This is a genomic window from Methanosarcina sp. UBA411, assembly GCF_002495725.1.
In the GTDB taxonomy this organism is placed as follows: Archaea; Halobacteriota; Methanosarcinia; order Methanosarcinales; family Methanosarcinaceae; genus Methanosarcina.
In genome coordinates this window covers 154,077-176,131 of sequence record NZ_DAGK01000031.1, presented here as the reverse complement: position 1 = coordinate 176,131, position 22,055 = coordinate 154,077, and the positions used below count along the sequence as shown (strand labels likewise).

General features: G+C 39.8%; 16 protein-coding genes. 6 read left to right on the top strand and 10 right to left on the bottom strand.

What is annotated here, in order from left to right:
* Positions 1-361 precede the first annotated feature (361 nt).
* Positions 362-763, bottom strand: coding sequence for a transcriptional regulator (locus BP861_RS11960; protein ID WP_292375817.1), 402 nt, complete (start codon positions 761-763; stop codon positions 362-364).
* A gap of 604 nt (positions 764-1,367) precedes the next feature.
* Here BP861_RS11960 and hdrA point away from each other — a divergent pair.
* Genes hdrA through hdrB form a run of 3 tightly spaced genes read left to right on the top strand, consistent with a single transcriptional unit; the run spans position 1,368 to position 5,384 of the window.
* Complete coding sequence (hdrA, locus tag BP861_RS11955; protein ID WP_292375815.1) at positions 1,368-3,779, top strand: ferredoxin:CoB-CoM heterodisulfide reductase subunit HdrA; 2,412 nt, start codon at positions 1,368-1,370, stop codon at positions 3,777-3,779.
* Positions 3,776-4,486 carry a ferredoxin:CoB-CoM heterodisulfide reductase subunit HdrC gene (hdrC, locus tag BP861_RS11950; protein WP_292375813.1) on the top strand — a complete coding sequence of 237 codons (711 nt, stop codon included), beginning with the start codon at positions 3,776-3,778 and terminating at the stop codon, positions 4,484-4,486. The genes hdrA and hdrC overlap by 4 nt, the downstream gene beginning before the upstream one ends.
* Positions 4,440-5,384: a ferredoxin:CoB-CoM heterodisulfide reductase subunit HdrB gene (gene hdrB, locus BP861_RS11945; RefSeq protein ID WP_292375812.1), complete on the top strand. Its 945-nt coding sequence runs from the start codon at positions 4,440-4,442 to the stop codon at positions 5,382-5,384. The genes hdrC and hdrB overlap by 47 nt, the downstream gene beginning before the upstream one ends.
* 93 nt (positions 5,385-5,477) lie before the next feature.
* Here the strand turns inward: hdrB and BP861_RS11940 are convergent, their stop codons facing one another.
* Together BP861_RS11940 and BP861_RS11935 are read right to left on the bottom strand one after the other, a co-directional pair.
* Positions 5,478-5,888: a pyridoxamine 5'-phosphate oxidase family protein gene (locus tag BP861_RS11940; RefSeq protein WP_292375810.1), complete on the bottom strand. Its 411-nt coding sequence runs from the start codon at positions 5,886-5,888 to the stop codon at positions 5,478-5,480.
* Positions 5,889-6,515: 627 nt separating this feature from the next.
* The gene (locus BP861_RS11935; protein WP_292375808.1) at positions 6,516-9,650 is read right to left on the bottom strand and encodes an NACHT domain-containing protein; all 3,135 of its coding nucleotides are present in this window, start codon (positions 9,648-9,650) and stop codon (positions 6,516-6,518) included.
* Positions 9,651-9,747: 97 nt separating this feature from the next.
* Between BP861_RS11935 and BP861_RS16055 the strand changes: the two genes are divergently transcribed.
* The 3 genes from BP861_RS16055 to BP861_RS11925 all read left to right on the top strand — a co-directional run bounded on the left by BP861_RS16055 (position 9,748) and on the right by BP861_RS11925 (position 12,363).
* Positions 9,748-9,822 (top strand): nitroreductase family protein, encoded by a 75-nt coding sequence (locus tag BP861_RS16055; RefSeq protein ID WP_292377548.1) that lies wholly within the window; start codon positions 9,748-9,750, stop codon positions 9,820-9,822.
* Positions 9,823-10,637: 815 nt separating this feature from the next.
* The gene (hacA, locus tag BP861_RS11930; protein ID WP_292376066.1) at positions 10,638-11,870 is read left to right on the top strand and encodes a homoaconitase large subunit; all 1,233 of its coding nucleotides are present in this window, start codon (positions 10,638-10,640) and stop codon (positions 11,868-11,870) included.
* Positions 11,871-12,183: 313 nt separating this feature from the next.
* A complete protein-coding gene (locus BP861_RS11925) occupies positions 12,184-12,363 on the top strand; it encodes a hypothetical protein (RefSeq protein ID WP_292375806.1) in 180 nt (59 codons plus the stop codon).
* A 161-nt stretch (positions 12,364-12,524) separates the two neighbouring features.
* On the opposite strand, the gene BP861_RS11920 is transcribed toward BP861_RS11925, so the two are convergent.
* The 7 genes from BP861_RS11920 to BP861_RS11890 form a co-directional block, all read right to left on the bottom strand.
* Positions 12,525-12,692: a hypothetical protein gene (locus BP861_RS11920; RefSeq protein WP_292375804.1), complete on the bottom strand. Its 168-nt coding sequence runs from the start codon at positions 12,690-12,692 to the stop codon at positions 12,525-12,527.
* A gap of 304 nt (positions 12,693-12,996) precedes the next feature.
* The gene (locus tag BP861_RS11915; RefSeq protein WP_292375802.1) at positions 12,997-13,848 is read right to left on the bottom strand and encodes a 2-oxoacid:ferredoxin oxidoreductase subunit beta; all 852 of its coding nucleotides are present in this window, start codon (positions 13,846-13,848) and stop codon (positions 12,997-12,999) included.
* Positions 13,835-15,574, bottom strand: a complete 1,740-nt coding sequence (locus BP861_RS11910) for a 2-oxoacid:acceptor oxidoreductase subunit alpha (protein ID WP_292375800.1) — start codon at positions 15,572-15,574, stop codon at positions 13,835-13,837. Before BP861_RS11910 ends, BP861_RS11915 begins: the two co-directional genes overlap by 14 nt.
* 523 nt (positions 15,575-16,097) lie before the next feature.
* On the bottom strand, positions 16,098-16,247 hold the full coding sequence (locus BP861_RS11905) for a hypothetical protein (RefSeq protein WP_292375798.1): 150 nt from the start codon (positions 16,245-16,247) through the stop codon (positions 16,098-16,100).
* A gap of 386 nt (positions 16,248-16,633) precedes the next feature.
* Positions 16,634-17,890 (bottom strand): hydroxymethylglutaryl-CoA reductase (NADPH), encoded by a 1,257-nt coding sequence (hmgA, locus tag BP861_RS11900; protein WP_292375796.1) that lies wholly within the window; start codon positions 17,888-17,890, stop codon positions 16,634-16,636.
* A 555-nt stretch (positions 17,891-18,445) separates the two neighbouring features.
* On the bottom strand, positions 18,446-18,814 hold the full coding sequence (locus BP861_RS11895) for a DsrE family protein (protein WP_292375794.1): 369 nt from the start codon (positions 18,812-18,814) through the stop codon (positions 18,446-18,448).
* Between the two features lie 628 nt (positions 18,815-19,442).
* Positions 19,443-22,052 carry a valine--tRNA ligase gene (locus BP861_RS11890; RefSeq protein ID WP_292375792.1) on the bottom strand — a complete coding sequence of 870 codons (2,610 nt, stop codon included), beginning with the start codon at positions 22,050-22,052 and terminating at the stop codon, positions 19,443-19,445.
* Positions 22,053-22,055: the final 3 nt, after the last annotated feature.

Sequence of the window (22,055 nt, the reverse complement as noted above, 5' to 3'; positions counted from 1 at the left end):
ATAGCAATAGATTTAAAACAGTATGAATTACAGGATTAATTAAACAGCCTATCATGCTTGATTTTAATCCTCAAGCGAGTAAATCTTAATCTTGCAACCGAAAGATTTTTGGTTCTTTGTTATTTTCGAAATACAGATTTGAATGGAAATAGATATTAGAGGGATTGAGAAAAGATAACACAATTATAGGAAAGTGTTAAGAATATTTTGAAATTCCCTCAAATATTTTATTTAACGTAGGAGAAGTCGAATCCGGGTTATAAAACCCAGACTGTAGAATAAGAATTTTAAGTCTTAGAATTTTAAATCTTCTAAGAATTTGCAGATAGCGCTTGTGATGTCTCTGCTTTTAAATTGATTTTCAGGAAAGATTCTTGAGGCGTTCTATATTCTGGAGCACAGCTTTACTTTCAGCCATAACGTTTTCTTCTATTGCATTGATAATTGTTTCCATCTGGACCGTTAGTTTATACATTTTAACCGGTCGTCCTTTGCCTTGATTCTTCTTTTCTTCCCGCATGTCTATCCAGTCATTTTCGCGAAGATAGCGCATTGCAATGCTAACTTCTGGCTGTCTCAAACCTGACACCATTTCGATACATTGGGAAGAAATTTCCTCTCCTTTTGAGAGGCATGCAAGGGTGAGAGCAACTGGCCTGTTAATATTAAGCCTCCTTAAAAGCTCCACCATCTCGTATTCAACTTCTCCCATTTTAAATTCATTGTCCTCTGATGTAAACTCATTATCTGTCACAACTATCATCTACCATTTATATCGAAAGAGCAGTTTGTGATCGCTTCCGATATCATTTTTCATCCAGTATTTTTCAGATCAATAGAAACATATTATTTCAGATATGTTATTTTTTCTTATCTTTTATCGGCTCTATTAAATATATTTCTATTTATATGAGTTTCGGATATGTGGGAGTATCTCACAAAATCTGTTTTTCTCAGTTAATTTAAATAATAATACTTTCTCCATATATATAATTATATGCCTATAAAAACTTCCCGACAACATAACATATTTATTTTTTATATTCTGAGAAATCAGAATTAGAATAATGAAAGACAAGCTGTATTACTGGGTCCCCGCAGGCCTCATCTATGTATATATAGAATAAACTCATTATAGAATAAACCCATTTTTCCATTGTAGTTTTCCTTTGCTTAGAAAATATAATTCTAATATATAGAGAAAATTGACAGTTAAAATCCTTTTTATATTGAAGGTCAAAGTTCTCTTTTTCTCTTAATAATTATCCTAATTTTGCATATATTGTTAACTATTCTCTCCTTTTTGGGTCATTATACCTTGCAATTCTGACAATCCTTAAATACAAATCCCTCAAAGATTTAGTATAATGAACGCTGCCCAGGACAAAACCGCTGTATTTATCTGCCATTGCAGTGGGAATATTTCCGAACGTATTGACATTAATTACCTTAAGAAAACCCTCAAGGCAGAAGGGATTCCGGTCTTTGATTATGAGTATCTTTGTTCGAGAGAGGGACAGACCCTGATCAAAAATAAGATTTCTGAAGGGAACCTCGACAGGATAGTAATAGGTTCGTGTACTCCTTCCAAACACGGTCCTCTCTTTAAAAAGTGTATCCAGGATGTAGGCTTGAACCGGGCAATGCTCGAAATCGCAAACCTAAGGGAACAATGTGCCTGGGTACATCCGAATACAACCGGAGCGACTGAGAAAGCTCTCTCACTTCTTCGAGGAAAACTCAGGCGCCTTGAAAATCCTGAGCCACTTGAGGAAATAAAAGTAAATATTGTCCCACAGGCTCTTGTTATTGGCGGAGGAATTGCAGGGATAACTGCGGCAGTGAACCTTGCTGATAATGGAATTTCCACCTACCTTGTTGAGAAAGATTCCAGTATAGGTGGAAATATGGCAAAAATAGGTAAGGTTTTTTCTCCTGACAAGCTTGCCGAAGAGTGTGCAATGTGTTCGCTAAGTCCACTGATGAATGAGGTGGCAACTAACCCGAAAATAACCCTTTTAACCTGGACTGAGGTGGAACGCTTAAGTGGAAGTGCCGGTAACTTCACAGTCAGGCTTAGGAAAAAACCGAGATATGTACATGACAACTGTACAGGCTGTGGCAGATGCAGCCGTGTCTGTCCTGTCCTGGTTGAAAATGAGTTCAACTGTGGGTGCGTGGACAAAAAGGCAATTTCACTGCGTTTTTCTCAATCTGTTCCAAAAATCTACTGCATAGATCCAGATCACTGTCTGCAGTTCAAGGGCGAAACCTGCGGGAAATGTGCAGAAGCCTGTAAATCTGGAGCAATTGATTTTTCACAGAAGGAAGAGATTATTGAGCTCAATGTAGGTGCAGTTATTGTTGCTACCGGGTTTGAGGAATATGATGTATCCCAGAAACCCCAGTACGGCTATGGGATTTTCAAAAATGTTATGACCCAGATGGAACTTGCCAGAATGCTCGGGATCAATGGCCCTACAAAAGGGGCACTGCTCAAGCCTTCGGATTTCAGCCTGGATCCTGAAGCTGTCAATTCAATAACAGATACTTGCTCTAGTAAAAGTCCCTCTGAAAATTCTTCTGAGAATGGTTCGGGAACCCCTAAAAAGATAGTTATGATCCAGTGTGTGGGCTCAAGGGATGAAAAAGAAGGCGGAAACCGCTATTGTTCAAGGTACTGCTGCATGGCAGCCTTAAAGCACTCGAACCTTATAATGAAAAAATATCCAGGTACGGAAATCACGATCTGTTATGTTGATTTGCGGGCGCTTGGCTTTTACGAGAACTACTATCGGGCAGTCCAGGATATGGGAGTCAGATTTGTAAGGGGAAGGCCTGCTGAAATTGTAGAGAAATCGGATAAAAGCCTTGTTGTCAGACTCGAAGATACCCTTAATCAGAAAATAACAGAGCTGCCTGCTGATCTTGTCGTGCTTTCTGCGGCAATGGTCCCTTCAAAGGGAACCCGAAAAATAGCCAGTATATTGAATATCAGCCAGGATGAAAGTGGCTTTATTAAAGAAAGGCATTCAAAATTGAGGCCTGTAGACAGTTCACTGGATGGAATCTTTGTCTGCGGCACTGCCCAGAGCCCTAAGGATGTCACAGACACCATTTCTCAGGCAGGGCTTGCAGCTATAAGGGGAAGGGCCTTTATTTCGGACAGCCCAAAAGCCCTGGTAAACGAAATCCCGACAATCAATCAGCTACTCTGTACTCAGTGCAAGAAATGTCTCAGTTGTCCTTTCGAGGCTTTTTCCTTAAATGAGAATGGAAAGGTTATCGTAGACCCGCTTGTCTGTACTGGATGCGGATATTGCACTGAAGTCTGTCCGAACGGAGCTATCCAGATTGCAGGTTTTACAAAAACCCAGCTAAACGCCGAAGTTGAGGGGGTAGTCAAAGAAGGAGACCTGCTGGGCTTTGTAAATAGCGGGATCGCATCCTTAACCTGCGATAATATAGGAAACAGCGCACTGACCTATCCTTCAAATGTCAAGTTAATCAAGGTGCCCACAAACCTGGTGGTAGATAAAGACCTGTTACTTCACGCCTTCAAACGTGGGGCATCAGCTGTTCTTTTCATAGAAGATCCTCCAGACAGCCCGAAAGCCGAGATTATATATCCTCTAACTGTCAGTCATTTTGAGAAATTGAAGAAAGAACTTGGAGATTCAGGAAACCGGCTCTATTTCAAAAAAGCCTATGTCCCAAATACAAGAGGGCTTGCAGGCACTTTTACCAGCCTTGCCCGGGAAGGAGAGATGATCAAATGATTCCATACGTAAATGAATACGATACTCCGGAATGTAAAACCCTTGCAGAAACAGCAAAGAAAAGCATCCGGACACCTGCCTCTCTGGGGCTTGATCGCTGCATCCAGTGTGGAGCCTGCACGGCTTCCTGTCCTGCAGCCCGCTTTACTGATTACAGCCCTCGCCAGATTGTGAAAAAGGTGCTGGAAAATGACCGCAGTGTGCTTGAATCCGAAATGATCTGGTCCTGCTTCTACTGTTATTCCTGTAACCTACGCTGTCCCAGAAATAATAGCCCTGTAACAATTGTGCAGGTGCTCAGGCAGATGGCTATAAATGAAGGCATAGGGGTTGAGAAGCTTGCCTACTTCCTTGAGATAGGAGAGTATCTTGCAGAAAACGGAGCCAGTAAGGTACCGGGTGCTGGGGTTAAGAATATGGAAAGAGACCTCGGGGAACGTTGGATCAGGTTCAAGAAAAATCTCGAGTCAACCCGTGTTGAACTGGGGCTGAGTTCCAGGGATATCAGGAACACCCATGGGGAAGTTCAGGCCATTCTTGAAGCTACAGGCTATTTTGAAAGGGAAAAATGGCTCAAGGCAAAAATACAGGAAAAACTTTTGCATCAGCTCCTGGAGAACCAGTGTATCAAGAGAGAAAATAGAAGCGGAGACTTCGGCTTTGAAAGCGATAGAAAATATCCCGGACAGCCAGCTTTTATTATTTAAAAGCTGTATGGTCGGGCAGGAGTACCCAGGGGTGGAAACCTCCACTTGTTATGTATTTGACAGGCTTGGAATAGATTACTGTATAAATGATGAGCAGTCCTGCTGCACAGGAATAGGTCATTATACTGACATCTTTGAAGGATTGACAACAGCAGCCATTGGAGCCCGGAACTTCGCAGTCGCAAAAAGATGTGGTTATCCTAATATAACCTGCCTCTGTTCAACCTGCTATGCTGTAAATAAGGAAGCTTGTGAAGTCCTTAATACCAACACCGAAGTCCGAGAAAAAGTCAACTCCATATTCCGGGAACAGGGCCTTGAAAATCTTGTTTACGAAAAAGACGATATGAATCCGAGAACAAACTTCTACCATGCAATAGAAATTCTCTTAAGTAAGGTCGACAAGATCAAGGAACAGAAAAAATTTGATTTCTCACGGGTTAAAACTGCATCCCATCATGCCTGTCACTACTATAAAGTTAAGTATCTCGATGTTCTTGGAAACCCTGAAAACCCCCAGTTGATAGACAACATAGCAGCAGCCTGTGGAGCCGAGCCTGTGCGCTGGTACGAAGACCGGACTCTTACCTGTGGAATGGGCTTTTCCCAGCTCCATCTTAATAAAAGTACTTCACTTCAGGTGACAAAGACTAAACTTGACAGCCTTCAAAAAGCGGGTATTGAGCTTATGCTCCATATGTGCCCAAATTGCCAGATCCAGTACGACCGCTACCAGCCGGTTATCGAAAAAGAGTTTGGCGTAAAATATGATATGGTGCACATGAATATTGCCCAGTTTGTAGCTCTTTCAATGGGCGCTCACCCTTACAAGGTGTGTGGCTTCCAGACCCACTCCGTGCCTCTTGAAGGATTTCTGGAAAAGTACGGCATAATATAAATTCGGTTTATCTATTTTTAACCATATTTTTAGGTTTAAGCCTGTAGTATTTTTATTTTAATTTTTTATTTGATTCACATCACTTCTGAATACTCAGATCGATTTCTCCCAGCCCTGTCCCATATCAACGAGAGGTCTCAGCTCAATGATCTCGAAGGTAACCGTTGCATACATCATCTGCGCAGCCCCCTCCCCGGCCATTTTTGCAATATGGCTTTTAATCGTATCAAGCATTTCCCCCGACGTTGCAGATTCCTTCATCTTCATATAAACCCTGATCCCTTTCCATTCCGTATCTTGCTCCATTATCATGTATATCGCGTAAGGGTTTTCCTGAAGGTTTGAGAACGTACGGTTCTTACCAGTTGCAACTACAACGGTCTTTTCATCGATCATATTGGGTGAGCCGAAAATAGCTGAATCTACCTTTCCGTCTTTACTCGCTGTGCTGAGAACCCCAATTCTCAGTTGCTTGTTAAAATAGTCCATCAATTTTGACGTCATATTAAATCCCCCATCACAAACTTATTTCTTGCCCTTCTCCTGAAAAATTGAATGAGCAAGTCGCTTTATCCAGAAGTATTCCAAGAAAAGAGCTTTATTAGATATGCAAGCTGCGATAAATATGAGTCATAAGTATGCTTAAAACTTCGCCTGATGTGTGAGGCCTGGAGTTGTAAATAAAAAGGAGTAAATTAACGTAACTGTATCTCCCTGAAGCAAAAAAGATGTTTAGAGTTTAGTTGAAACCCCTGAGTTTTCCAGTGTCTCTGATGCAGTATCTCAAGCTCTATCTGATTTCTTTGGGAAATACGATTACATGAAAGCCAAGGAATCAAAGGAACATGAAGACTGAATCCGCGATTTGCTTGATGCTCTTATGAGCAAAAAAGAAGGTCAGGAATGACTTCAATCTGCATTTATATGGAAAAAGAGCCGGAAAGTAAAGAGGATAAGTCCCGATAGGTAATTATTGATTAACCAATTAGTACCTTCAAGGAAAAGAAACCTCTGCATAACTACTGAAGTGAACTCTTACCGCATTCTGGAGTGGGAAAATTATTCAGTTATTTATGCATACATTGATTATTTATTAGGAGTTTCATCAAATTGTAAAGAACACTTTGTTTGTTATTTATTTTTATCCCTAACAAAATGTCTATATATCTTAATCTCTCTGTTTCTAATAGATACATTTAGAATGCAGCTTTTCTTTTGAACCCAATTTGCAATGAACTCTTTTTGTCTATCATTGAATCTTATTTTATCAAGTTCATTTCCTATTTCCATATAATCGCCATCTTCAGACCATATCAAAAAAATATTAGTTAGAGGACTCGGATCTATTGTTTCGATAAGCTCTTTTACATTCGGTTTTTTCGAACTGAGATTCAGTTCCAAAAAAGTGGCAAGTAGGCAAAACTCTCCAAAGATGGCTGCAGAATCTGAGTAATTAAATCTAATACTCAACTCATTTTTTTCGCAACTAAGATTATGATACTCATTTCGCGAAAAATAAGGCGCCCAGTTTGTATACATTTCTGTCCCAGATAAATATGTTTCTTTTAGATCAAGAGGCAGAGAGCACTCTAAATAAAATTCTCCAATTCTCTTTAATGTATCTGATATTGTCTCTATATTTTGCTCCGCATATGAATAAAAAACTTGGTTCCCTGGATGACTGATATACTCAAAAGTATTGCTTAACAATCTTTGTCCAATGCCAGAAGTACGAGTGCTTGGAAGCATAGAACTAGAATAATCAAATAATATTCCTTTCAAACCATACAGTTTAAGGATAAGTTCTATTTTGTTATCAAATATTACATTGTAAGATTGTATACATAAGTGTATATTCTCTTCAAAAACAGACTTATTATGTGCATAGCATTCTTTTATTATATCAACTGATAGATTATCCCAATAAAGTTGCTCTTTTTTATCAAAATCTTTGCCCATAATTAGATTTTCATTCAGTCCAAAACCTATCTCTGCGGCTAGTGTTGCTTCATGCTCGTTTTGACTATTAATATAGTATAATATCAAATTCTTTAATGTTTCAACAACCTTGGTTCGGTTTTCTCTAACAGAATATTTTAAGTCTAAAATTGGTTTAATCGGATCCCCTAAATGCAAAATCCCTGTTTCAAATTCTCCTGGTTCTATTATTTTTTCAAAGGTATTTTTCCCAAGATAAAAAGAGAATTCAAAGCACTCTTTTGTAATTTCCTTAACTAAGTTTGGATTTGGAGTCATAAATTCCAAGCTTCTTGCCGCAAAGGAGAGTAAATTTTTACGCTCCATATTCGTTGATTCCTTTGCTACGCTCAATATAGTATAAAGTATTTTATCTGTAGCACTTTCTGAGTATTCTCCCCTCATCTGAAATGCTAATTGAATTACCACATCCCATTCTCTTCTTTTTATTTTTGGAATCAGCTCATTGGTTAATTCTTTTGTTTCCTCATAATTTCTACAAAACCAGTCTGCTGTAAAATATTCCAAAAAAGTCCTGTGTGTGAATTTATATAACTCTTGATTCTTCGTGGCACCAATGGCAGTAAGTATCCATGCGCGCCCCCTTGAGAAATTTACAAAATCTGTTGCCACCGCTTTGGCTTCATCTTTATCTTCATAAGTAGAAGGATAAAGATACTCAGTTGATTTCTTTATTAATTCCTCCTCACTTACACCTTCTTTTGAAGATTGGTTTGTATATATCCAATGAGCAAGATGAGAAATTAGAGATTCGATTTTTGAGTCTTGTATCGTAATTCCAGGATTAATTCCTCTATGTTTATCCCATTTTTTGAACAGCATTTCAGCGCATTTTTGATATATTTTAGGTCTATTTTCTGGAATGTAATTTTCTTGCCTATATATATTGCACATTAAAGACAACATCAAGGAATTAGAACGAAGATCAGAGACTTTTTCGCTTTCTATCATGAAGCGCCTTGCTTTCTCACTTCTTTCATTTGGCCTTAATTCGAAATCTAGATTAAACCATTTTTCTACATATTCTTTTATTTGAGCTTGATTAAAAGAAGTCATTTCATAGATCTCAAACATATCTTCTCTTAAAGTGGCTTGTTCATAACCTATTCTACGTGAAGTGACTATTATTGGAGTCGAAGGATAAAGAGTACAGAATGATTCTATTTCGTTTACCATTTTTTCTCTATATCTTGTATCTATAAGCTCATCAAGTCCATCAAATATTAATAAAATATATCCATTTAATAGCAGATATTCAAAAGTACCCTTTGGCGGTTCTATTTGAAAGTCATTACTGAACTCTTCATTGATGAAATCGATAATGGAAATATTATTTTTCGTTTTTTCGGCATGATAATCTCTAATCACCACTACAAAAGGAACTATTTCTCTTCCTGCAAAAAGTCTTTCTGAATATCTAGCAGAAAGTTCATAGCATATTTTTTTGGTGAAGGTGGTTTTTCCATTTCCTGGATCACCCAATAATACAATACGATGCACTTTTAAAAGAAAATTAAAAAACTCTAAGGGATTATTATTTTCATTATCTCTACTTCTTTTTATGAAATTTGGGCAGACATAGATTTTTTCGATGGGTTTTCTTACACCACCTTCAAAATTTGATATTTTTATGTATTCGTTTCTGTTTTTCAAGACACTGCGATATTTCTCAAAAAAGTCCTGAATTTCGTTAAAATTTAATTTCTCTCTCGAAAGGAATTCTATATTTTTTTTGATTCCGGTTAATTCATCCAAAATTACTTTTGAATGGTAACTTGATGTAGCTGCAAGAGCTATAATCTCACCATTAGAAATTTGCTTGTCGAGTACTTCTTGACATCCTTTAATCAATATATTAAAAAGTAATGAAGAAAGACACGAAATTCTCTTCTCTTTAATATCAAAGTATTGTGATAACAAAAGTGTGAATTCTTTTTCGATATCTTTGATATTTTCGTTAGTGGAATTGTGAAATATATTTGCTGCATATATTTGGCGTATTATACCTTCAATTGCCGGGCACTTAAAAAATATACATATCGATTCAAAATTTATTTTTAAATTTTCGTCTAAATTACTTATTTCCCTATTTATGGATTTGAGATCTTCTTCTATTAATGGATCAAAGTAAGATTTACCAAAAATTATTTTTTCTATTTCTGTCTTTTCAAAGAGTGACTTTTCAATCTTTCTGCACAGACTTTGAGTACCAAAACCAATTACAGAAGACACCGACTTGCCAAATATTGTTTGAGTGATCGGCCCCATAACATTCATCCACGTCGTCCATAAATAGATAGAAGTTTATTCTTACTTTTAAGACTTATACAGTTAAAGTATTTAATTTGCACTTTTTCTCTCGCGCATACCGAGGGATAATCTCGAGAAACTACTGGAGGCTGCTAGGCTTGCACCATCGGCTGCAAACAGGCAGAACTGAAAGTTTATTTGCATTTGCTCTAAAAACGCTATCATGAAAGAGATTGATTCTCAAAAAATACTGCGGGATGTAGCATATCTTAATTAAGTACACTTATTTCTTGCATTATAGAAAACTGACACTGTTTGCTTATATGTTAATTGCATTTTTTTCTAAGCAGGTAAACAAGCAAATTCTAAGGACTCTTGTAACAAAGATTATCTATGCAAAGTAGAGTTAAATGGAAAAAAATATCTAAACAATATTATATATTTATATAGTTGAAGTAGAAGAACACTTTAACATTAATGAATCATTGACATTAAACATATTACCTTTCTAGAGAAGAAACTGAAGAAGAATACGAAAAAAACTGAAAAACAAGCGAAGGCTATAAGAGTACAATTTTATATTGGCAATTTTCAATAACGGTGTGTGCCTTTATGAAAGCCTTAATATCAAAGAACTTCATAATCCTGAGTTTCGGTTTGTAACTTTCCTTGCTGACCAGTTAGATGGAGAACTTAAACTGAAAAAAGTAAATGGAATAGAGTTTATTATTAGGTTTAATGTAGAAAAAAATAATCACGCGTTGACATCAGCGCCACATTTAATTAAATAAAGAGTAGTTTATTTTGCTTTATAGAAACCCTGTATAAATCAGCTTCAAGAGGCTGAAAAGATTTTTGTACAATTTATATTTGTAATATTAGGATTTTGTTCTTTAATATGTCAAGATATATTACAGTTATTTCTTTATAGTGAATCCAGGAATCTGAGTTTCTTAGACTTCATTATTACTTGATTATCAAACAGGAGACTTACTTTTGGGAACAATTAGCGAAAAAATTTTCTCGCGGGCAGCGGGAAAAGAGGCAAAGGCAAATGATTTTGTCCTGGCAGATATTGATTATGCAATGGCGCATGACGGGACCTCGATACTTACAGTTAACGCTTTTAAGGAAATGGAAATGAAAAAGGTCTGGGACCCCTCAAGGATTGTAATCCCCTTCGACCACATCGCGCCTGCAAACAATGAGACTTCAGCTACCCTGCAAAAGGAAATCCGGGAATGGGTAAAGGAGCAGGGCATTCCGAATTTCTATGAGCTTGGGGAAGGAATCTGCCATCAGGTGCTTCCAGAAAATGGGTTCGCCCTTCCTGGAAAACTGGTTGTGGGAGCTGATTCACATTCCTGCACTTATGGGGCTTTCGGGGCTTTTGCAACAGGCGTGGGAGCCACCGATATGGCTGAAATTTTCGCCACAGGTAAGCTCTGGTTTAAGGTGCCAGAGAGTCTAAGGTTCACGGTTGAAGGAAGGCTTGGAAAAGGAGTTTATGCAAAAGATTTGACCCTTTACCTTATCGGGAAGACCGGAATTGACGGGGCCACCTATAAGGCTGTAGAATTTTACGGGCAGGCTATCTCCGAATTGTCAGTTTCCGGCAGAATGACGCTCTGCAACATGGCAATTGAAATGGGAGCAAAAACTGGAATTGTTCCGCCGGACGAGAAAACTTTCGATTTCCTGAAAAATAGGGCGGCTGCTCCCTATGAACCGGTTTATGCCGACCAGGATGCAGTCTATGTAAAAGAACCTGTTTACTCAGCTGAAGATATCGAGCCTCAGGTAGCCTGTCCGCACCAGGTTGACAACGTAAAGCCTGTGGGAGAGGTTGAAGGTACCCACGTAGACCAGGTTTTCATAGGGACGTGCACAAATGGGAGACTTGAAGACCTTGAGGTCGCAGCAGCAATCCTTAAAGGAAAAAAGGTCGCAGTCAGGACTATTGTTATTCCTGCATCCCGCACGACTCTCCTTTCAGCAATTGAGAACGGAACAATGGAAACTCTGCTTAAAGCAGGCGTTACGCTTGCAACCCCTGGCTGCGGCCCCTGTCTTGGTGCTCACCAGGGAGTGCTCGGGGAAGGGGAAGTCTGTATTTCAACCGCGAACCGAAATTTCAAAGGCAGGATGGGAAAAGACGGTTTTATTTACCTGGCATCTCCTGCAACAGCAGCAGCTTCGGCACTGTCAGGAGAAATTACTGATCCAAGGACAGTTTGAATCTGAAAAATAAAGGACAGACATTTATATCTGAACCCCTAAAAATTTGAACAGAATAGTTTGAACAGAACATTTTCAATAGAACAGTCTGGAACCTGACCTATGCACTTCAGGATTTCAAACAGTTCAATTTTTTAAACTGTTCAATTTAATAAATTATTTTATTCATTTTGGGCTTTCTTTTTATCTCTTTTTGGTTCAGAATTCTAAAATTGTTAATTATATCCAGCGGAGATTTATACCATGAATCGCATATATTTTAACAGGAGGGACAACTATTACTGAAGAACTTAGTCACGAGAACCTTTCACATTTGATTGAGCACTGGATAGAGCATAACGAAAGCCACATACAGAGTCTCAGGGAATGGGCCCAGAAAGCCAAAAAAGATGGTTTTCTCGGAGCTTCTGAGGATATCTTGGAAGCTGCCAATAAAATCGAGGAAGCAAATAAAAACCTTAACCATGCAAAAGAAGAGCTTTTCCATCAGTGAAAATGCGTAAGAGCAAAATCTTAAGAGCTGATTTTAATCTCTCTGTGACGGGCTTTCTCCGTCACCATTCTTTTATTTACTTTCTCACTTGTGAGTCTAGACTTTCAGACCTCTGCTCAGGCCAGGAGTTTCTTAATATCTTTTAAATCCATAATAAGCTCTTAAATCCTAATAAGCTCTTCAACGCTTGATTCTCCAATATACCTCATGAAACTTTTTTCTTCCTCAAGGCACAAATCTTCACTTTTAAGTAACTCTTGACTCAATTTATCCCCAAAAATAATAGGTACAGTTTTTTCACTTTTCTTGGCATTTCTTTTTCTCAACATTTGACAGAGATTTTTTGATGAAAAGTGAGATATTCAGAATTTTATCTGCATGGTCCCCCATTGATTACCTCCCATACAAATACATATAAATCTCAAATAGATACTAATATTTCTTAATTTATTATCATCTCTTTAAAAATTAAAAGAGATAACGCAGTGAAGATTTCATCCGGGTATTATTAAAAACGTCTACAAATTTAAGAACGATTTTTCAAATTAGAAGCTACTTCTAAACTTGAAACTATTCTGAGGAATGTCAAAATTTCAGAAAATCGATTTTAAACAAAAATAGAAAGAGGAGATTTCAATAAAATTTCTCAATTTCGTGCTTTACTTCTTCAGGAGAAAACTTTTGCCTTACAAGGGGTTTTTCCTGAATTGCCGGAATTCTCTCCTCAAATACATCTCTCTCATACTTATAAAAAATACCATTTGGGATTTTATCTCCCCATTCCAGAGATTTCTCAAAGGCTTTTATATGGTCGTAAGGGTCATAATCGTCCCCAAGCTTGTAAACCCTGTCCCTGTACCATTTGAATGTGTTTATCTTATTGAAGGTCACACAAGGTTGAAGAATATCAAGAAGGGCAAAACCTCTGTGTGTTATGGCAGCTTTCATAAGTTCTTTAAGGTGCTCCTGATCGCCTGCAAAACCTCTAGCTACGAAGCTACAGTTCTGGGAAATCGCCATGGCAAGTGGGTTCATTGATTCCTGAAGGACGCCATAAGGCTGAATTGTTGTGTAGGTTCCCTCTGCTGTAGTAGGAGAGGCCTGCCCTTTGGTCAGTCCGTAAACTTGGTTATTGTGCACGAACATGGAAATATTCGGGTTCCTGCGGATTGCATGAAGAAAATGATTTCCTCCTTCCCCGTAGCAATCACCATCTCCTGCAACTGCAATTACGTGAAGGGAATGGTTGGCAAGTTTTGCAGCTGTAGCCACAGGCAGGGTTCTACCATGCAGCCCATTAAACGTATGGCACTTTATATAGTGGGGCAGTTTTCCAGCCTGTCCTATTCCCGAAACCACAAGAACTTCCCAGGGTTCAATCCCAAGTTCGACAAGTGCCTGTTTGATGGCCGAAAGAATCTGAAAATTTCCGCATCCAGGGCACCAGGCCGGAACCTGGCCTTTATACTCTTCAGATGTAGGCATTCAACTCCTCCTTCAGGTTTTCAATTGTAAAAGGTCTCCCATCATATTTGCTTATCTGGTGAGAAAATCCAAATCCAGTTTCTGCCTTTAGAAGTTTTGCAAACTGCCCAGTGGCATTGTTTTCTATGCAAATTGTAAGATCTGCGTTCTCAAGAAGCCCAATATAATCGAACATTTCCAGTTCGGGAAGAGGGTAAATCTGACTGAAATGTAGCATTGCGACCTTCTTGTCCTTAGAAATTGTATCAACCACCTCTTTTATCACACCATAAGTAGATCCATGCCCTACAAGCACTATCTTTGGAGAGGAGTCACCATATAAAAGCGGAGCTTCGATTTCTTTCTTTATAAGCGGCAGTTTGTTCAGCAGCCTTTTGTGAACCATTTTAATGCGGGTTTCGGAATCTTCTACAATATGCCCATCTTCGTCATGCTCATCACTATCCGCTACTACAAGGTGTTTTCCGGCTTCCCCCGGGACTGCAAGAAGAGAAATTCCTGTACTGGAATATTTGTAACGTTTATAGTCCGTAACGCCTTTAAGATCCTCTTCCCTCAGTCGGTAATCGTTATAAATTAGGTTCTCCAAACCGAAGTTTTCAAAAGTCCATTCAGATTCTGCGAGGTATTGGTCGGACTGAATGAACACAGGGATCTGGTATTTTTCTGCAAGTTCGAAAGCCCTGTTAGTCAGGTAAAAAGCCTGCTTTGGAGTTCCTGGCTCGAAAATAACTCTCGGAAACTCTCCGTGGCCTGCGTGAAGAATAAAAAGCAAGTCTCCCTGTTCGGTGCGTGTGGGAAAACCCGTAGCCGGTCCAGGGCGCTGCATTTCCGCAATCACAACAGGAGTTTCGGTCATTCCTGCAAGGGAAAGTCCTTCGACCATAAGGGCGAATCCTCCTCCGGACGTTCCGGTCATAGCCCTTACCCCTGCAAAAGAAGCTCCTATCGCCATATTAATAGCTGCAATTTCGTCTTCAGCCTGCTCAACAACGAGATTATACTCTTCCGTCCTGGAAGCCAGATACTCCATAATTCCTGTTGAAGGCGACATAGGATATGCCGAATAAAACTTACAGCCAGACATAATTGCTCCCACTCCGATTGCCTGCAGCCCGGTTATGAGCATGTGCCTTTTCTCCTCAGGCTCACGGATTCCAAAAGCTTCGCATCTGGGGCAATTCGTAAGAGCGTATTTATAGCCTGCTTCTGCGCAGGCTATATTGTTCTGGACTATTTCTTCCCCTTTTCTCAGGAAAGTTTCTCTCAAAATCTCTTTTAAGGCTTCAAGCCCGAGATCAAGCAACCCAAGCGCTGCCCCGGTTGCTACAGTATTTGCCATAACGCTGTTCTTCCCGACATCCAGCGCTATCTTTCGGAAGGGAATATCTATGAACTCCGGTTCTTCGAATTTCTGTTTGGCAATTTCAGAGTCATAGAGAATAAATCCTCCGTCTTTCACATTCTTTCTGGCAATTTTAATGGTGTTCAGGTCAAGAGCCAGAAGAATATCTACCATCTCTCTGGATGCCGAGATTTTCTGGTCGGAAAACCGTATCTGATAATAATTATGTCCCCCCCGTATCCTCGACATGTAGTCCTGGTGCGTAAATACATGATATCCTATTCGAGAGAAAACCTTTGCAAGAGCTCCTCCTATGGTCTGCAGTCCCTGTCCGGCCTCTCCTCCTATTCGAAGTGTATACTCCAGAAACTTAACCCCCATATTTTTCTTTATCTTCTATTTATCTTCAGTTTCTCTGGCTCGCTCAGTTTACCAACGTTTTTACCCCATGAATCCCGATTGGTGAATTTCAGTTATGGCTAATTTACAGGTCTTAATTGGTACTGTGCGAGGGTTTTTTATTAGCTGATGAAATGCATTAAAATTCAAGCCTCGAGCCTGTTTTAAACAGTAACAGCAAAATAGAATTTTATTGGATAGTTTTTTCCTTGTCCTTTTGCTACTGGCTCTATCTAGCTTTCTTCTATTGAGTTCCCCGAGAAAATATTATTATTTAACCTTAAATAACCTTGCTTCTTTTCCTTATTTGTGTGAAATTGGCAAAAAGAAATAAATAATAAAAATGGAATTGAGCTCATCTCGAAATCTACCTTGTTTATATATATAAGGATTTTAGAACTAGTTTCATGATCGAAGGATCGATTGATTATTCAAAATCAGAGATATAAGGATGTAGTTCTAAGTTTTGGGATGAGCTCTTAATAAGCAAATCGGCGATTTAGATTTAAAATAGATAGAGAACCTTCCCAAAAAGAATACAGCCTACCAGGGCAATTCCAAGTATCAATATATCTGCCTGCAGCACACTATATAATATTAAAAAGCAAAGCAATAAGGTAACTGCGCATGCCAGAATATCCACAGGATTGCTCATGCATGCCTCCATATTAAGTTTACAAATTCACATTATGATAAGGGTTTCTAATTTATCAAAAATTAAATAATAATAAATCAATATAATTTTCAAATCTTCTTTCTCAGTAAAAAGATAAGAAATCCGGGTCTTCAACTAAAACAGAGATAAATTTCCAGCAAAAAGAGAAAATAGAAATATGGTCCCCAAAAGTCATTCTGTGCCATAATAGGGGGATTCCTCGCCTAATGTAAATCTAACCCGTATAAAATTTAACTTTTGTTTCAAATCAAGCCTTTTTAAAAAGGCTTGAGCGAAACCCCCCTAGCGACGTTTGAGTTTTAGCCTTACCCCCAAACCCTATCGGCGTGATCAACCGGCGCAACGGTTGCGGCTCAACGGTTGCGTTAGAACTTCCCACGGCCTAGCTGGGCATGAGCGCGGGCAAGGTGCCCCGCAGCCTGGGCTCCTATAAGGTTAACTTCTCCTGCAAGCACGGCAGAAGCTACGATTTCTGCAAATTTCTTGGAGTTTACTCCGGGAACGTCACCTGAGCCTGCAACACCAAGAATATTCAGGCAATCTCTCTGGGTTCCAAGGCTAGTGCCTCCTCCAACAGTTCCTACAGGCAGGGCAGGCAGGGTAACAGAGCAGTGAATTTCTTCGTATTTCGTAAGCTCCATGCTCGTAATTGCAGTGCTTCCTTCTACAACATGAGCTGCATCCTGCCCACAGGCCAGGTAGATAGCAGCAATAATGTTTGCAGCATGGGCATTAAAGCCAAGTGATCCTGCTCTTGCTGAACCCAAAAGGTTTTTGCTGTAGTTCACCTCAAACATGGATTCTGGTGTACATTTCAAGGTCTCTTTGACAATTTCTTTTGGAATGGTAACCTCGGCTACAACGGTTTTTCCTCTTCCGAGAATTGTGCTTATGGAAGCGGGTTTTTTGTCGGTACACATATTTCCTGAAAGGGTAACCGGATGTGCACCGAATTCATCTTCTATAAGGTGCATCACTGCATCAGTAGCTATAGTCACCATGTTCATGCCCATGGCGTCTTTTGTGTCGTACGAGAACCTGAGGTATACGTATGTGCCAGTTACGAAGGGTTTTACGGAAAGCAGTTTTCCAAAACGTGTCGTCTTTTCAGCAACGGCTTTCATCTGCTCGAAAATCTCAGGACATTTTACCCACTCATAAAATTCTTTAGCCCTGCTAAGACTCTCAAGCTTAAAGACAGGTGCTCTGGTCATCTCGTCCTCAAAGACTCTTACATTTGCTCCACCTGATTTCGTGATCACCGAACAGCCGCGATTTACACCGGCAACAAGAGCCCCTTCAGTTGTAGCAAGAGGAATGTAGTATTCGGAATTTGCGTATTCGCCATTTACCTTCAGAAGTCCGGCAACTCCGAGAGGGATCTGAACTGCGCCTATCATGTTTTCAATATTTTTTTTCGATGCGGCCTCAACATCAAGGGAAAAATTCTGAATGTGCTCAAACTCGAGTTTTTCAAACTCCTGTATTGCAAGCCGTCTGAGTTTTACTGAAGTTACAGGGTCTGCAAACTCCTCAATCTTGCGAAGAGCCACATCTCCATCTAGAACCTTTTGTAAGAGAATTTTCTCCTCCTCACTTAATTCATAATCTTGTAAAAACATGAAATCACCTGCTGAAGTTATTTTCTTTCCATTTCTTTAAAATTAATTGACTGAAGGGATGCGATATGTGCAAAAACGCTCTATCTATTGATTCGCGTTTTTGTATCTTTATTCTAGCTATATCCACATTGACATATAATCCATTCCTCAATGTGACGTATTCTATAACTCTCAAGCTGTGTAAAAAAACCTTCACTATACATAAAAAGATCTGTCGGCTTCCTTTAACATTCAAGGAATACTTGTAATCTTACAAACCTTAATATTTATATAAAAATTCTCAGACTCGGTTGCAGATCCGTTAAAAGGGGATCTGGTAAGTAAGGCTCAGAAATCAATAAGAATTTTTAAAGTGACTAAAATTGGATGAAATATAGATTAAATGTTCTATAGGCCTGTTTCATATCTATATTTACTGATTGCAGGATCAATCGGGTCCGGGTAGAATTAGGTCGAAGAAAACATTACTTCAGAAAGGGCTTCAGTAAAACACATCCAACTACTTGAAAATTTTGTTTCTTAAGTTTCTTATTTAATTCTAAATGTTCTTAAGGCTCAGAAATTAATGATTAACTGATTTTCTTCGGTGTATCTCAGAAAAAGCTCGGCCACTTCTTTTGAGCAGATAAATTCAATTCCAGGTATCAATTCTTCTTTCTTAAGTCCGATCATGTCCGAGGCAAGCTGGCAGCACCGAAATTCAACTCCCATGTCGATACATTCCTGAACAGTGGCATCGTATTTGGGTGATCCCCTTGTTTTATCTTTCTTTGCAAGCAACACACCCATAGGACCCCACAGGATTACCTGCACATCGAGCCCCTTACTCCTGTAATACTTCGCAAACTTGAGAGTTTCCTGCGGACTGGTGCTTTCATACACCATGTTTTTGAGCAGCAATAATACTTTTTCGACTTTTGTCATAAAAACTCCAGGTATGAATAATACATTTCTGAAACAGATTACCTAGATGTATATAAAGTTTCACATTGAAAAAGGAAGTCTATATTTTTTCACTTTCTTTATATAATTATGTTCCTCTTTGTGAGCACAGCAAAGTTCAGATACTTTAATCTCGTTAATTCGCTCTATTGCAAGGTAAAGTAATATAGCCACTTCACTACTCTGAATCTAGCCTGAGATTTTTGCAACAAATATTTTTTAAATGTGGGGACTAATTCTAAATGCCCGTTTTTCGAGATTCCGGCTTTATAAAAATACTTAATTTAAGCTAAGCAATTTATAAATTATCTTCGAATGTTCTCCATATTTGATGTCTAGTTTCCATATTTGATGTCTATTTTGTATCTTTGAAAATAGCACTCCAGTAATAATAAGATAAAGAATATAAATAAAATTATATAAATAGGTTTTACAGTGGCGTGTGCAGGAATAAGAATTGGAATTTGAATTAAAATCGGAATTTGAATTTATGGAATCTGGCCTTTGGATGTCCTGCTTTCAGAGCTGGTCCTGCCTTCAACTGTTAGTAAAAAGCTGGAAAAATAAGCATTATTCTATACCAGATAATTTTAAAAAGGTAAGCTTTTGCTTACCTTACAATTACAACAACCGCGCCTCTGACTTCAAGCACATCGACCTCTCTGCCTGCGGAGATAACTTCTTTCCTTATCTCTACAGCCTCGGATTCGAGCTCGATAGGTTTGCCGTCTACATTAACGGTTATTTTTCCTGAAGCGGCCTGAGCTTCAATTGCAGCAGGGTCTTCGGCCTTGAGAGCTTTCACGACAGCGCCTGCGTCTTTTCTGAACCTGGGGCCCAGGATACCCATATTGGGTTTAACTTCTACTGGCACATATTCAAAGGAAGGAGCTCCTTCCATTAACTCAACTTCGGAGTTCGTAGCGCCTGCAATATCTCCTGTATCGATATTTGCATTGTATATCTCAAGCTTTTTCAGAGGGGCATTAAGTGCCATTCCCAGTTCAGACTTGTATCTGCGGACCTCACCTGTGATCTCCTTAATCAGTTCCCCTGCAGCTTCGGCTTCTTCATTTATGAAGCTTTCCTCTACTTCCGGCCAGGCCTGTGTATGGACACTCTCATCACTAAACCTTGAGTATAGTTCTTCCGCAAAGAAGGGTATAAAGGGTGCAAGCAGAAGCGAGAGAGTTTTAATTGTCCTGTAGAGCACATACTGGGCTGCTCTCCTGCTTTCGGGCTCATCGCCATAAAGCCTGCTTTTTACTAGTTCCAGATAGTTGTCAGCAAGGACTTCCCAGGCAAAACCTCTTATGGCTTTGAAGGTAGAATCAAACTGGTACTCATCAAACTCCTTTGTTGCAGTGTCTACAACTCTGTTAAGTTTACTCAGTAGCCACCTGTCAATTATGTGGAGAGATTCCACAGGGAAATTCTCGGCGTCTTCTTGTCCGAAGCCTTTCAGGTGAGACATTGAAAATCTATAGATACTCCACATCTTCTGAAGGAAGCGAGAAGCTGAGACCACGTCTTTCCAGCGGAACATTACATCCGAACCTGTGGACCCGCCAACTGCACCCCATTGCCTGAAAGCATCGGCACTGTATTGTGTGGTTACTTCTTCAGGAGAAATAACGTTTCCAAGGGATTTGCTCATTTTATGTCCATCAGGCCCGAGTACCATACCATTAATTACTATAGAGTCCCAGGGTTTCTTTCCTTCAAGGGCTAAACTCCGCAGGATTGTGTAAAAAGCCCAGGTTCTGATAATATCATGACCCTGTGGGCGGATCTGTGCAGGCAGGCGGAGGTCGTGCTCGCTTTCCCAGCCCGTGACGTGTAATGCCGTGATCGAAGAGTCCATCCAAGTGTCAAGCACATCGGTTTCGGGTTCAAATTCGGTTGAGCCGCAGGCGCAGGCTTTCTTCGGAACTGCTTCATTCGGGTCAATTGGAAGCCAGCTCTCTTCTGCAATCATTACTTCCCCGCACTTCTTGCAGTACCAGATCGGAATTGGGGTTGCAAATATCCTCTGTCTGGAAATGCACCAGTCCCATTCCATAGTGCCTGTCCAGTTCTGAAGCCTGACTTTCATATATTCAGGATACCATTTAATCTCATCTGCAGCTCTCAGGATACCATCGTTGTCGATTTTTACGAACCATTGGGGCTCCGAAAGGATTTCGATAGGAGTATCACAGCGCCAGCAAAGCCCTACATTCTGTTCCAGAGGCTTCTGGTTATAGAGGAAACCTGCGGCTTTCAGGTCAGCAATGACAGCTTCTCTGCACTCGGCAATGTTCAGGCCTTCATACTTGCCTGCTGCTTTTGTCATCTTTCCCTGTTTGTCGATGGCTTTTATAAGAGGGAGTCCGTATTTTGCCCACCAGCGTACGTCCTGCTTATCCCCGAAAGTACAGATCATAACAGCGCCTGTACCGAATTCAGGCTCAACATCCTCATCGGCAATCAGAGTAACTTTCTGGCCAAAGAGCGGAACTGTAATGTCCTGGCCTATGTGCTGGCTGTAACGTTTGTCTTCAGGGTTTACCGCAACTGCAACACAGGCTGCCATAAGTTCTGGTCTGGTGGTTGCAATGTCTACCTTGTCGAAGTGAACAAAGTTAAGCTTTGTTTGCCTTGTTTCATACTCGACTTCTGCAAAAGCAATGGCAGTTTCGCAGCGGGGACACCAGTTGACAGGATGTTCTTCGTGATAGATGTATCCGTTATTATACATCCTGACAAAAGATTTCTGTGTTTTTACAAAGTATGAAGGTTCCATGGTAACGAATTCGTTGCTCCAATCAACAGAAAAACCCAAACGCAGCATTGTTTTTCGCATCTTGTCGATATTTCCTGCAGTAAGTTCCCTGCACATCCTGCGGAACTCGGCTCGAGGAACCTGGTTTTTCGTTATCCCGTGAATTTCTTCAACCTTGACTTCAGTTGGCAAGCCGTGACAGTCCCAGCCCTGAGGGAACATTACATTGTACCCACGCATACGTTTGTATCGGGCAACAAAGTCAATATAGCACCAGTTAAGTGCGTTTCCGATATGGAAATTACCTGTAGGATAAGGAGGAGGGGTGTCGATAATATATTGGGGGCGGGTATCTTCCCCCCAGTTGAAATGGTACATGGAGAGGTTCCACTTCTCCATCCACTTTTCCTCAACCTCACTTGCATTATATTCTTTTGGGATTTCTGATTCTGTCATAAA

Excerpts from the sequence above, each read along its gene's own strand:
- BP861_RS11960 (WP_292375817.1), bottom strand. The coding sequence starts at position 763 with ATGATAGTTGTGACAGATAATGAGTTTACATCAGAGGACAATGAATTT.
- hdrA (WP_292375815.1), top strand. The coding sequence starts at position 1,368 with ATGAACGCTGCCCAGGACAAAACCGCTGTATTTATCTGCCATTGCAGT.
- hdrC (WP_292375813.1), top strand. The coding sequence starts at position 3,776 with ATGATTCCATACGTAAATGAATACGATACTCCGGAATGTAAAACCCTT.
- BP861_RS11940 (WP_292375810.1), bottom strand. The coding sequence starts at position 5,888 with ATGACGTCAAAATTGATGGACTATTTTAACAAGCAACTGAGAATTGGG.
- BP861_RS11935 (WP_292375808.1), bottom strand. The coding sequence starts at position 9,650 with ATGGGGCCGATCACTCAAACAATATTTGGCAAGTCGGTGTCTTCTGTA.
- BP861_RS11920 (WP_292375804.1), bottom strand. The coding sequence starts at position 12,692 with ATGTTGAGAAAAAGAAATGCCAAGAAAAGTGAAAAAACTGTACCTATT.
- BP861_RS11915 (WP_292375802.1), bottom strand. The coding sequence starts at position 13,848 with ATGCCTACATCTGAAGAGTATAAAGGCCAGGTTCCGGCCTGGTGCCCT.
- BP861_RS11910 (WP_292375800.1), bottom strand. The coding sequence starts at position 15,574 with ATGGGGGTTAAGTTTCTGGAGTATACACTTCGAATAGGAGGAGAGGCC.
- BP861_RS11905 (WP_292375798.1), bottom strand. The coding sequence starts at position 16,247 with ATGAGCAATCCTGTGGATATTCTGGCATGCGCAGTTACCTTATTGCTT.
- hmgA (WP_292375796.1), bottom strand. The coding sequence starts at position 17,890 with ATGTTTTTACAAGATTATGAATTAAGTGAGGAGGAGAAAATTCTCTTA.
- BP861_RS11895 (WP_292375794.1), bottom strand. The coding sequence starts at position 18,814 with ATGACAAAAGTCGAAAAAGTATTATTGCTGCTCAAAAACATGGTGTAT.
- BP861_RS11890 (WP_292375792.1), bottom strand. The coding sequence starts at position 22,052 with ATGACAGAATCAGAAATCCCAAAAGAATATAATGCAAGTGAGGTTGAG.